The following is a 12,538-nucleotide window of genomic DNA, read 5'->3' on the forward strand; positions in this document are numbered from 1 at the left end:
GCGTGTTCGGGACTTGCACCCTATAGCTATCGCCCATGCTGGGCACACCGAAAAAGCCCGATGAAATACAAAACATTTCATCGGGCTTTTCATTGTTTTGTGGAGTAGTGAAATCAATAGGCATTTTCACGATTGAATACCAATTCATGGATGGTCTTAATCATGATGCCCATATCCAGGAGAAATGACCAATTGTTGATGTAAAAGGAATCCAATCGCACTCGAGACCGAATCTGAAATGGATTTTCAATTTCACCACGATACCCTCGAACCTGTGCCAAACCAGTAATTCCTGGGCGGATTTTATGCCTGGAATTATACCGCTCAATTTGGGTCTTAAAGGTTTTATTCATCGGAATCGTATGCGGACGCGGCCCCACGATTGACATATCGCCCAATAACACATTGATAAATTGCGGCATTTCATCCAGAGAGGTCGTCCGTAAAAAAGATCCAATTCGTGTGACCCTTGGGTCATTTTTCACCGCCTGAACGGAATCTGCATAGTCATTGGGGGTCATCGAACGAAACTTCAGGCAATTGAACTCTTTGTTATTGACACCATTTCGCTTTTGAATAAAAAACACAGGCCCTTTGGACTCCCATTTGATCAACAGCCCGACCAAAGGAATGAGCCAAGAAAGAATAAAAACTATTACCAAAGAGGCAAAAATTACATCAAATAATCGCTTGGCTAAACTATTAAATGCGCTATCAAGCGGAATTTCATTGACATTGATCACAAAAAATTCACCATACTTCGAAAAGGATAAATTTTTCTCCAACTGAAGACTTCCTCCTGGAATCATCTTGACTTTGATGTAGTTTTCATCCGCAAAATCAATCACTTTTTTGACCAGCTTAGGCTCCAAATGTTCGTGGATGTAAATTAAGTCCAAGTCAAGTGAACTGGCTTCTTTGAAGAAATCTGCAATTCCTCCCCGTGTTTGGTTACAGTTGGCCTGATCATCAAAATATCCGAGAAAATTAATCCCAAAATCCTTCCGGATGCGGAACACATCGGCCAATTTAGGACTGGTTCCGCCTTTACCGACAATAACCGCATTCTGAAAATTATGACCCTTGGCACGGTACTTCCGCAAGCTCATGTGGACAGCAATTCGAAATGCTCCCATTAAAACCAACATGCCAATTCCCAAAGTCAAGACGGGAATGACCTGTAGTTGAGGAGTCTGAAAAGGAAGCCACAAAATCGCCGATGCTCCCACAAACCAAAATACCGTGACCAGCAGTTGACTCAGCGTACGCTCATACTCATCGGTCCGACCGATTTTATAATCTTTCCGAAGACTTGAAATCAATAACCAAAGCAAGGATAAAGGCAAAAAAGCATCAAATTCGGCACCTTCAAAAATCCCCAAAAAGCTTAAAATCAGATTTAAAGCCAACAAGGAAAGTAATGAGATTATAAAATCACTTGTCGTAAATAACCACGGGAAATATTTATCAAATCTTCGTTTCATAAAAATGCCTACGCAAACAATCTGAACTCTTCAAAAACCAGGCTAGGTTGATCCTTGTATTGGAATTGCTCATTTTCGTATCCAAAATTAAGAAAAGAATCCTCAAGCATGATTACTTTTGATATTAATTTATACCCAAAAAACCAATTGGTCATTCATGATTTCATTTTCTGATTTAGTTGATTCATCCGAAAACCCTAATTCATTAGGAGCAAAATTTCGCCAACAACGTCAAGCTGTATTTGAATCACTTTTTTTTAGTCATTTTTCAGCAGATCAATCCATTTCAATTTTGGATGTGGGCGGCACACCTGAGTTTTGGAAGAAAAGTAAAATCCTTGACTTGCCGCATCTAAGCATCACCCTACTCAACCTCTCCCAATCCAAAACTTCTCAGGCAAAACTAATCAGTGTAACCGGAGACGCTACGGCCATGCCCGAATATCCGGAGGCATCCTTTGATCTGGTTTTTTCCAACTCAGTCATCGAGCATTTGTATACTTTTGAAAATCAGCAGAAAATGGCTTCAGAAATTCTCCGTATCGGTAAAAAATATTTTGTACAAACACCCAACCGCTACTTTCCCATAGAAGCTCACTATGCTTTGCCTTTTGCACAGTTTTGGCCTAAGAAATTACTTTTCAAAACCTTAACTCAAACCAAACTCAGTCGACTACATCGTTGGCCGGAATCAGCTGCTCAACAATATTTGGAAGAAATCAGACTTTTGGATCAAAAAGAAATGAAACAACTTTTCCCTGACAGCAAACTCTACCTCGAAAAAGTCCTCGGGCTCTGCAAATCCATCACTGCACACAATTTTTAGTCTGCAAACTGAAGCCTGACTAGATTGGCATAAAACCCATCTTCCCGATCCAATAGCTCTAAATGATTACCCTGCTCCACGATTTTACCTTCACTGAGCACGTAAATGCGATCTACTTTTCGAATAGTCGCCAATCGATGTGCGATGATGATAGTCGTGCGACCCTTCATAAGCTCATCCAAGGCCTCCTGTACCAAAGCCTCTGACTCTGCGTCCAGAGAGGAGGTGGCCTCATCCAAGATCAAAATAGACGGATTCTTTAAAATCGCCCTAGCGATGGCCACACGTTGCCGCTGACCTCCGGAAAGCTTTACCCCGCGCTCACCCACCAGGGTATCCATCCCTTCTGGAAACTGGGAAATAAATTGCCACGCATTTGCTTTTTTTGCTGCCAGAATGATTTCCTCCTCGGTAGCAGTTGGTTTGGCATAAGCGATATTTTCTCGGATAGAACCACCGAAAAGCAGGACTTCCTGTGGCACCATCCCGATATGACTTCGCACTTCCTCCAAGTTCCACTGGTCAAGGGCTACATGATCCAGTCGGATCTGCCCGGAATTGACTTCATAGAATCGAAGTAAAAGTTGGATAATGGTCGATTTTCCAGCTCCCGAATGCCCAGCAAGGGCCACTTTTTCACCAGGATTGACATAAAAGGAAAGCGACTGGAGCACCTCCACTTCGGGCCGAGTTGGATACTGAAAAGTAACCTGATCAAACTCAATTTTTCCCTCGAAACCTACTTCTTTTCGACCACTCGAAGTTTCGGGTTTTTCATCCATGATTTCCAAAACCCGTTCAGAACTACCGATGGCTTTTTGCACCTGTCCATAAATATCTCCCAGTCCGGCAATGGATCCTCCAATGAAGGTCGTGTATAATACAAAAGACACCAATTCGCCAGTACTCATTTCTCCAGAGGCCACCAAACTGGCCCCATACCACATCACCGCAACGATTCCTCCAAATAAAGCAAAAATGACAAAGGAGATAAAAGCTCCGCGATACTTCGCGGACTTCAAAGCAATCGCCACGACATTGTTGAGCCCCTTGGAATAGCGCGCAGACTCATATGTTTCACCCACAAATGACTTAACCGTTGCAATGGACTGCAAGGTCTCCTCAACGATGACATTGGCTAGCGCAAGTTCATCCTGGGTCTTTTTGGAAAGGCTGCGGATAAAGCGTCCAAAAACCATGGCTAAAATTACCAATACAGGGAAAGTCCCCAACATAAACAAGGTGAGTTTTGGAGTGGTGAAAATTAAAAATCCTACTCCTGCGACCAAGGTAACCACCTGTCTGAAAAGCTCTGCCAATGTTACCGAAAATGTATCTTGCAAAAGACTTACATCTGAAGTGATTCGGGAAATCAATTCTCCCGTTCTTCGTTGGTCAAAAAAGGTCATGGGAAGCCGAAGCAATTTGCTGTACAGCGCCTGACGGATATCCCTCATGGATCGTTCAGAAACCAATGCAAAGGTCCAAACGCGAAAGAAAGAAAATAGACTTTGCACAGCCAAAATCCCCAACAGGATTAAAGCAATGGAATTAATGTCAGAGACAATCCAGTCGGAGCCCTGAGCAGTATCAATCAGTTTGCCAGCTACGAAGGGAAAAGTAAGCAGAGTCAGGGAGGAAAGGAGTAAAAATACCAATCCTAAAATAAAGGTACCCCGGTAAGGGAGCATAAACTGGAAAATCCCTCCCAGCTTTTTGAAATTCTGCTTATTCAATCGCCGCTTTTCATGCTCTTCCAAAGCATTCCCTCGTTTTTTCGCCATACTTGATCGTCCTTCAATCCGCAAAATTAGGCCTTTTCACAGGAATACCATGCACTTATTTTTCTTACTCGTTAAAAGCGCATTAGAAGTTCTCCTGCTAGCTCTTCACCCAAGGCAGAAGCGTGCTTGAATCCATGTCCCGAACAAGCAGACACGAACTTAACCTGATCCATCTGGGGATGATTTCGGATGACAAATTTCGCATCGGGTGTAAGCGTGTAAAAACAAACCTCACTTCGTTCGAATTTAGGCAACAACCCCTGAAATTTCCCCTGAAGTTTTTCTTCCCAAAATCGTTCCTTTTCCCTGCGACTTACCGAACGTAAGAGCAAATCCGGATGCCCAGAATCTTCAAATTGTTCAGTGGCAATTTTGATCGTGCTTCCATCCAAACTCGGAAAACCATAGAGAAAATCGGAGGGATTGGGCCCAAAGCCCCACATAAATACTGAATTCAATTCTGCCATCGGGCTTCCCTTCTCAAAAGCGATCCAATGGAGGACTTGTCGGGAAATTTTTAACCTTTCTTTTTCCTCTTTTTCCAAAAAATCCAAGATCCACCCCCCTGCAGCAATCACCACCTGCCTGGCTCTAAACCGCTCGTGTATTAGATCAATTTCCACCCAACCGTTCCTTTGCTGAATGGACCGAACAGGCTGATTAATACGAATTTTTGCGCCGTTTCTTTCGGCCAAATCTAGCTGGGCCCGAATAATCCGCTCGGGAAAAGCATAGCCTGCCGAACGCTCCAAATATCCTCTCGCTTGATCGCTAAGCACAAATGCCGGATAGCGCTTTCGGATCGATTCCTCACTCAAAATTTCATGTTGTATTTTCTCGGATTGGGCGATTTGGCAGGTGGTATCAAAAAAACTGCTTCCCCCATGTTTAGTCCAGGGCCGAAGGCCAGAATCGATCAATAACCCGCCTGTCTGACAAAACAATTGTTGGGAGCTTTCCTGTCCCAGCTGATTCCATATCTCCTGTGAGCGCCTAGCGAGTTTTACATATTCCTGTCCCTCTCCCACAGCAAGGCGCGAAATCCGCGTTTCCCCATGGGAAGAACCCATCGGGTGAGGCGGATCAAAACGATCAATACCAAGCACCTGAGTCCCATTTTTGGACAAAAAATAGAGGGCCGCAGAACCTACTGCTCCCAATCCGATGACGATAGCGTTGTATTCCTTCATGAAAACCAAAGCATTTTGAAGGGCTTAATTAACCAAAAAATCATCTTTTCCCAACACAGAATAAATGGGGCTTGGCAATTAATCATTCGTTCTGACTATCCGCAAGAAAAAAGATAGCTTGAAGTTCAAAAAACTTGTCTTATGGTTGGTTTCATCATCACTTTCTTAGGAGCTTACCTAGCCTTTCGGGGCTACAAAATGCTGGATTTACTCAAAAAATATGAGTTCGAAAATACCACTCAGGGCGGCGTGGTCGAATTTGATTCCTACGAAAAATCAAAAAAACATGAATCCAAAAAAGTAATCGGCCGGATCATCTTTTTTGCCGGAATTAGTGTGTTTTGGATTGGATTTCTGATTTGGGTAGCCTTTTGATCAGGATTTTCCCATTTGGGCATCGATCAATTCCCGCTTAAGTTTTCGCTCCCGCTCAAGTGTGTTTTTTCGATGCTGATCAAACTCTTCCTGCAAATCGGCCAAATCACGCTGGGCTTTTTGGATTTTTTTGAAGCTTTTGAAATACTGAAAAGAAAAGAAAGCCAAAGCCAGTGCAAGCCCTGCCACTAAAATCCACATGATGGAAGAATAGACTCCTTTTTGGATTCCCATCCCCAAGAAAGAAAAGTTATCCTTAGCGTCGATGGCCTCTTGCTTCTCGATTTCGGATTGTTCCAGACGCTGATTGATAGCAGCAATGGAATCATTTTGACTTTTGATTTGATTTTTGATATCGAGGACTTCGGCGCGCATCGTCTGCATTGAATCCAAAATATTGGATTTGAGTTGGTCTAGATTGCTCCGTTTTACTACTTTGTATTCCTGAAAATTATTGGAAACCTCATAGAGGTAATCAAACTGACTGTCAATGGTCCCCGATTGGAGCGAATTTTGTTGATCCGAACTATTCTGAGCTACTGACTGAAAAGCAATGGTTAAGAAAAAGAATAGAATGCTTCGGTTAAATTGTTTCATGTATCGTTAAATTTGAAAGGCTAGGGTGATTGCCTGAAAATCAATAAATGTGCCTAAGGACAAAAGTAGGATGTTTTTTTGAAATTAAGCCTAAAAAACATCCTACAAATTGCTCAAATGAATTGATTTTCAGCTGATTGAAATCAAATGAATTTATGAAAAATCTTCTTTTAAGTCTCTGTTGTGTCCTGTTTTTTAGCACCTTAATTGCTCAGGAGGTACATCCGGATTCGGAATTCGACCTGGGAATCGAGGCATTCAATCAAGAGGACTATGAGACGGCCTATTTACAGTTCGAAATGTGGATTCAAAAGAATCCCCAAGACCCGCTTGGCTATTGGTATATGGGACAGGTCTACGAAAATTTTGAGGGAGATGGGGTACAATTTGCGTTAGAAAATTACGCCATCGCCCTCGAGTTGAATCCAGAATTGGCCGAAGTGTACATGAGCAGAGGAAGATTAAACCTGCGCCTGGAGCGCTACGAACTAGCGGAAAAAGATTTTCTCACCTACCACCGACTTCCCAAAGGGGAAACCACCCAAATCATCTATAAAAAATCAGCAACCGACCGTGGATTTTCTGGTGTTTTCACCGCCCAGACGCCCAATCCTTCGGAGGTATGGTACCATTTGGGATTGAGCCGAATGGGCATGCAAGATTTTCCAAAAGCCTTGACCTATCTGGATTCGGCGATTTTATATCAGGACAATGTGGCTGATTTTCACGCTGAAAAGGGAAAAGTACTGATGGAAATGGGTCAAGAAACCGAGGCTTTGATCGCTTTAAAAAAAGCCGTGGAAATTAACCCCAATCATTACCTGGCCCGGCAGCGAATTATTTTAGTAGAAGAGGGGGGAGACAAGGAAAAGCTGGAAATCTTAACTCAGGCCATTTCGGATGATCCCGAAGATCCCCAAGCCTGGAAATTAAGAGGATATCATCGCCTGACCCACGAGGATTACCCAGGAGCAATCTCAGATTTTACCGAGGCTATTTCCATTTTTCCCGAAGATGTGGAAAACTGGGATTATCGGGGAAATGCATTCGCAAAACTAAAGGAATGGGAAAAAGCCGAAAGGGACTACTCCAAGGCCCTTTCCCTCTCGAATCAGGATCCTTTACTCTTGCTCAGAAGGGGCCAAGCCCGCTATTATCAAAACAAATCCGAGGAGGCTTTAGCCGATTTTGTCCAATTGATCGCCCTAGACCCTCAGAATCCAACAGGATATTTTCACCGGGGAATTACCTTTCATCGATTAGATCGGAACCAAGAAGCCTGCCAGGATTTAAATCAGGCACTGTCCATGGGAATGGAGGAGGCAAAACCGATTTTGGATAAAATCTGTAACTAAATTTTTACCTAAAGCTCCTTTACCGAATCCACCCGAGCGGCGATCAAAGCGGGACGCCAAGAAGCAAGCAGGGTTATCCCCACAACGGCCAAACTAATCCAGATAAAATCCCAAAAAATTATTTTGACGGGATAGGCATCCACTAAAGCAGATGAAATGCCCAGTGAAACCAAGCCAAAATTCTGCTGTGCCAGACAAACCAAATACCCCAGAATTAGTCCACTAAGCGCACCGCTAAAAGCAATCAAGGCCCCCTGTTTTAGAAAAATTCGTCGAATCAGTTGATTTGGTGCCCCCATTGCTTTCAGTATGGCCATATCCTTTCGCTTTTCGATGGCCAGCATACTAAGGGAAAAGAAAATATTGAATGAAGCAATTGCTAAAATAAAAGTCAGGGTAAGGAACACGAAAAGTTTCTCGAGCTTTACCGTCCGAAGTAAACCGGCATGCTGCTCATCGGTATTTTTTACTAAAAACTCCTCGCCGAGCTCCTTTTTTAGCCGCTCCTGAACTTCGGCTACCCGGTAGCCGTCAGCGACTTTGATTTCAAGGGACGTTCGTTTATTGCCATAATTCAAGAGCTCTTGAGTAAATCTGAGTGGAGCAATGATGTACTCATCATCAAACTGCCGGTCTACTGAGAAAAAAGCCACAGGCTCTAAGATGGCCGAAGCATACAACTGGGACGGATCAAGGGAAGCTGCACTACGAGGCGCTTTGGGATAAAAAACCTTGAGTGGAACATTAAAATCATCGAGATTAACCGAGAGGAAAAACGCTACCCCTCTTCCCAAAATCGCTGCAGGACGCTTAGCTGTACCCAAGGTCGTATCTCCCCAAAAATATCCTTTGGAAAATCTGTCCTGATCCAGAAAATTGTCTGAAACTCCCTTGATCGTGCCCACCATTTGATTCCCCCGATAATCCAATAGCGCATGATCTTCAATCACTTCGGTCAGGACGGCTACACCTTCCATTTGCCGGATTCCTGCAAGCCACTCTTGGTCCACCACAAAGCTTTTTCCTACAGAGGCTTCAATTTTCAATTCTGCATCAAAACTCGCAAAAATACCCCGAATCAAATCTTCCAGCCCGTTAAATACGGACATGACAATCACTAATGCCATCGTCCCCACTGCCACTCCAACCATCGAAATGGTGGACAGCACAGCAATGAAATTTCGCTTTTTTTTACTGCGAAAATATCGGGCGGCTATGAAGTAACTGAGATTCAACAGATCAATTCGTCATTAATTTTCCTCATCTTCATCTTCCTGCTCGGGTGCGGGAGGAATATTCAAGTCACCAATTACTTTATCCATATATTGAGCATAGGAGGCGGATTCATCCGGAAAAAAAGCAAGTTCGGGGATTATCCGAACGGATTTTCCAATACGCTTACTTAAATAAAGTCTGATCTCTTTCTTGTGATCATTGACCAGGTCATAGATTTCCTTTGGCTCAGCCAGCAAAACACTCAAATAAACTTTGGCGACTCCCAAATCCGGGCTGACCATCACTCGTGTGATCGTAACCATGGCACGGCCGATAAGGTGACGAGCTTCCTTTTGGAAGATCTCTCCAAGCTCTTTTTGAAGAAGTTTTGCGTGTTTTTGTTGTCTTTTACTTTCCATCTGAAGTATTTATGGTACAAATTTAGCGAAATACTTGGGTAAGCTTTAATTTCGAACCCAAGCAATCTTTAAGACTTCCTATCCTTGTATCAATTTTTCAAAGTAAACGACCCTTTCCGACTCATTGGTGTGAGTTTGTTCCTCATTTTGTGGACCTTGTTGTATTTGGTCTTTTCTGATTTTCCGATCACCGCCCCGCAATTGGGTTGGATGCTATTGGGACAGCGCCTAGGAGATGGATATTTTCTTTACCAAGATATTATTGATGACAATGGACCGCTTTCGGCGGGATTCTTTTTATTTCTGGATTGGATTTTTGGTCGAAATGTAATGGCCTATGAACTCGTTGGGAGAGGTTTCATCATGTTTCAGGTGATCTATTGGAACTTTACTTTAATTCGGTACCGCGTTTTTGACGAAAACACCTATCTGCCAGCTATGGTTTTGCTGGCGCTCTTCCATTTAAGTTTTGATCTGCTGGGGCTGACTCCGGCTCTTTTGGGAAGTACCTTCCTTTTATTGGCTTTAAATCAGCTTTTTTCACAAACTGTCCTACAAAAGGACAGTAGCGAGTCAACTTTACTGATCGGAATTTACGGCGGTTTGGCTACTGGTTTTCACCCAATTTACATCGTCTTTTTACCCTTTATGATTTTTGCGGGAATCGCAATCAGCGGATTTAGCTTTCGTCAACTCGTACTTTCCCTGGCAGGTTACCTTTTGCCTCTTCTTCTGATTTCAGTTTTCTATTACTGGAATGAAGGCCTAGACGAGGCTATTCAGATTTGGCCCTTAATCTTTCTATCCGAAAAATATCACTATCAACCCTATTCCCTTTGGCTGGGGCTTGCAGCAATTCCCCTTTCATTGGCTTTATTGGGCTTTTTGGTCAGTTCTATTTTTAGAGGGGCGACGATCAATCAACAAAAACAACGACAGATCATGTTGATCTGGATGATTTTTGCAGGCATCGGAATATTCTTTGCCAAGCGTCAAGCCACCTATCAGTGGGTCAGTCTTTTACCTATGCTCAGTTATTTGATTACTTCTTTTCTGATCTACACCAAAAAGAGCGTGCTTGTCCGGGTTTCGTTTAGTGTTTTAATATTTCTTCTTCCATTGGGTTGCTGGTGGGTCATGCGTAGTCAACCCGAATTAAACGAGCAGTATTTTGTCGATCAAAAATCAGGACAGGAAAATTATCCCGATGGTGTGATGATTCTGGGGGATAGGCTTAACGGATACTTGAACAGCAGATTTACGGGACCTTTTTTAAATTTTCACCTCAGTAAACTTTTTCTCGAACAAGAACGAAACCTTACCCAACGGGCCAAACTATTCACAATGATCCATTCCCAAAAACCTCCAGTAATTCTGGATCCGGAAGGAGTGTTTGAACGGCTTTTGGAAGATTATCCGGAATTGGAGCGTGAATATGCACAACCTACTCCTGGGGTTTATCGGCTCATTGACTAGGTTCTGTTTTAAAATTCAGAAATCCATTCCGTAATTTTTACCATCCCTTTCTCTCTTTTATCTACACATTATTTTGAAAGGTTCACAAAATCGGCTAATTCGTAGGCACGATGAAACAATGGCAAATTTATATCGGGTTCAGTTGGGCTCTTTTTTCCTGCGATGCAGCAAATGAAAACAGCAAAGGATCTGAATATTCTACAGATCCTGCCCAAATCCAAGAGGGAAAAGTACTTTTTCAAACCAATTGTGCGGCTTGTCACAGCTTCTCCCAAACTACCATCGGTCCAAATCTCAGTGGACTAACCCGCCAAGTAGATCAATCCTGGATTAAACAATTTATTACCAATCCAAGCAAATTAATTGATTCCAAAGACCATAGGGCAGTTTCCCTTTTCGAAGAATTCAATAGCTACATGCCCGCCTTTCCACAGTTAACAGCTGAAGAACTAGATGCTCTGCTGGCTTACATGCATTCTTTTTCCAAAAGCCCAAAAGCCCAAAATGAAATGGCGATCGATGATCCGATTCCAGATTCCCTTTCGGATTCTGGAATCGATCTGCCTATTGAGTTTTTTACCCAGATTCCTGCTAGCGACACCATCCCTCCTTTGGCTAAAATTACCAAGCTGGAATCAGAACCCTCTTCGGGAAGGATTTTTGTGCAGGACCAACACGGGGTGCTATACGAATTAGTAGGAGACCAACCCGAAGTCTATTTCGATTTGAAAAGACGCCGGCCCAAACTGATCTCCAAACCAGGACTCGCTACCGGTTTTGGAAGCTATGCCTTTCACCCGGAATTTCGTGAAAATGGACTACTCTACACCTCGCATACTGAACCTGGAGGGACTGCACCTGCTGACTTCGCCTACCCAGACAGCATCCCGGTTTTGATGCAGTGGGTTTTGACCGAATGGAAGACTGATCAGCCGGAAAAAAGGCCCTATGAAGGAATAGGAAGGGAATTGCTGCGCATTAATGTGGTCACCCAAATTCACGGCATGCAAGAATTAGCCTTTCGGCCAAAAGCCAAAAAAACCGATTCTGATTTTGGCTTGCTTTACATCGGAATAGGTGATGGAGGCAGCGCAGAAAGTGGCTTTCCTTTTATCGCCGATCATCAAGGAAGAATGCCTTGGAGCAGTATTTTGAGAATCGATCCACTGGGAAACAACAGTAAAAATGGAAAATATGGTATCCCTGAAGAAAATCCATTTGTAGCCGAAACACAAAAAGCCGGAGAGGTATTTGCTTACGGATTTCGCAATCCCAATCGAATTTTTTGGGATGAAAAAGGGCAAATGTACGCCACCGACATTGGTCATCAACAAATTGAAGAACTCAACAAGATCGAAGCTGGGGCCTTTTACGGTTGGCCGCAACGGGAAGGAACCTTTGTTATCAATCCGTACGGAAATATGGATGAAATTTTTGCCCTGCCGGAGGATGATGATCAACTCAATGCCCACTATCCTTTGATTCAGCTGGATCATGATGAGCTGAATGCGATCATCGGTGGCTATTTTGCAAAAAATGGACCTTTAAAAGGAAAGTGGCTTTTTGGAGATGTTCCAAGTGGAAAGTTATTTTTTGCAGATTTGAATGGTGAAGGCTCACCATTAGTAAAAACCTGGAACCTAATCCTTAATGGGGAAAGAATAAGCCTCCAGCAGATGATCGGTGGAGGTCGAGTAGATTTGAAATTTGGGCAGGATGCCAGCGGCCAAGTTTACCTGATGACCAAGGCCGATGGAAAAATCTATAAAATCAAAAGCTAAAAAAAACGGCTCCCAAAATTGGGAGCCGCTTTTGAT

General features: G+C 43.2%; 11 protein-coding genes. 5 read left to right on the forward strand and 6 right to left on the reverse strand.

Going from position 1 to position 12,538, the window contains the following annotated elements; genetic code table 11:
• Positions 1 to 113: 113 nt before the first annotated feature.
• Positions 114 to 1,484, reverse strand: a complete 1,371-nt coding sequence (locus tag Q0L00_RS09440; RefSeq protein ID WP_297336632.1) for an exopolysaccharide biosynthesis polyprenyl glycosylphosphotransferase — start codon at positions 1,482 to 1,484, stop codon at positions 114 to 116.
• Between the two features lie 157 nt (positions 1,485 to 1,641).
• Here Q0L00_RS09440 and Q0L00_RS09445 point away from each other — a divergent pair, with 157 nt between their 5' ends.
• Positions 1,642 to 2,310 (forward strand): methyltransferase domain-containing protein, encoded by a 669-nt coding sequence (locus Q0L00_RS09445; protein ID WP_297336633.1) that lies wholly within the window; start codon positions 1,642 to 1,644, stop codon positions 2,308 to 2,310.
• Here Q0L00_RS09445 and Q0L00_RS09450 read toward each other — a convergent pair.
• On the reverse strand, positions 2,307 to 4,094 hold the full coding sequence (locus Q0L00_RS09450) for an ABC transporter transmembrane domain-containing protein (protein ID WP_297336634.1): 1,788 nt from the start codon (positions 4,092 to 4,094) through the stop codon (positions 2,307 to 2,309). The genes Q0L00_RS09445 and Q0L00_RS09450 overlap by 4 nt on opposite strands.
• Positions 4,095 to 4,165: 71 nt before the next feature.
• Complete coding sequence (solA, locus tag Q0L00_RS09455; protein ID WP_297336635.1) at positions 4,166 to 5,284, reverse strand: N-methyl-L-tryptophan oxidase; 1,119 nt, start codon at positions 5,282 to 5,284, stop codon at positions 4,166 to 4,168.
• 141 nt (positions 5,285 to 5,425) lie between these two features.
• Here solA and Q0L00_RS09460 point away from each other — a divergent pair, with 141 nt between their 5' ends.
• Entirely contained in the window at positions 5,426 to 5,659 is a 234-nt protein-coding gene (locus tag Q0L00_RS09460; protein WP_297336636.1) for a hypothetical protein, read from the forward strand.
• Here the strand turns inward: Q0L00_RS09460 and Q0L00_RS09465 are convergent, their stop codons facing one another.
• Complete coding sequence (locus Q0L00_RS09465; protein ID WP_297336637.1) at positions 5,660 to 6,256, reverse strand: hypothetical protein; 597 nt, start codon at positions 6,254 to 6,256, stop codon at positions 5,660 to 5,662.
• A 155-nt stretch (positions 6,257 to 6,411) separates the two neighbouring features.
• Between Q0L00_RS09465 and Q0L00_RS09470 the strand changes: the two genes are divergently transcribed.
• Positions 6,412 to 7,611 carry a tetratricopeptide repeat protein gene (locus Q0L00_RS09470; RefSeq protein WP_297336638.1) on the forward strand — a complete coding sequence of 400 codons (1,200 nt, stop codon included), beginning with the start codon at positions 6,412 to 6,414 and terminating at the stop codon, positions 7,609 to 7,611.
• Between the two features lie 8 nt (positions 7,612 to 7,619).
• Here Q0L00_RS09470 and Q0L00_RS09475 read toward each other — a convergent pair whose 3' ends face one another.
• The gene (locus tag Q0L00_RS09475) at positions 7,620 to 8,846 is read right to left on the reverse strand and encodes an FtsX-like permease family protein (RefSeq protein WP_297336639.1); all 1,227 of its coding nucleotides are present in this window, start codon (positions 8,844 to 8,846) and stop codon (positions 7,620 to 7,622) included.
• A gap of 15 nt (positions 8,847 to 8,861) precedes the next feature.
• On the reverse strand, positions 8,862 to 9,245 hold the full coding sequence (gene rbfA / locus Q0L00_RS09480; protein WP_297336640.1) for a 30S ribosome-binding factor RbfA: 384 nt from the start codon (positions 9,243 to 9,245) through the stop codon (positions 8,862 to 8,864).
• Positions 9,246 to 9,329: 84 nt separating this feature from the next.
• Between rbfA and Q0L00_RS09485 the strand changes: the two genes are divergently transcribed.
• Both Q0L00_RS09485 and Q0L00_RS09490 read left to right on the forward strand, forming a co-directional pair.
• On the forward strand, positions 9,330 to 10,721 hold the full coding sequence (locus Q0L00_RS09485; protein ID WP_297336641.1) for a hypothetical protein: 1,392 nt from the start codon (positions 9,330 to 9,332) through the stop codon (positions 10,719 to 10,721).
• Positions 10,722 to 10,831: 110 nt separating this feature from the next.
• Entirely contained in the window at positions 10,832 to 12,502 is a 1,671-nt protein-coding gene (locus tag Q0L00_RS09490) for a PQQ-dependent sugar dehydrogenase (RefSeq protein WP_297336642.1), read from the forward strand.
• Positions 12,503 to 12,538: the final 36 nt, after the last annotated feature.

Source organism: Algoriphagus sp., from assembly GCF_024305035.1.
GTDB lineage: Bacteria > Bacteroidota > Bacteroidia > Cytophagales > Cyclobacteriaceae > Algoriphagus.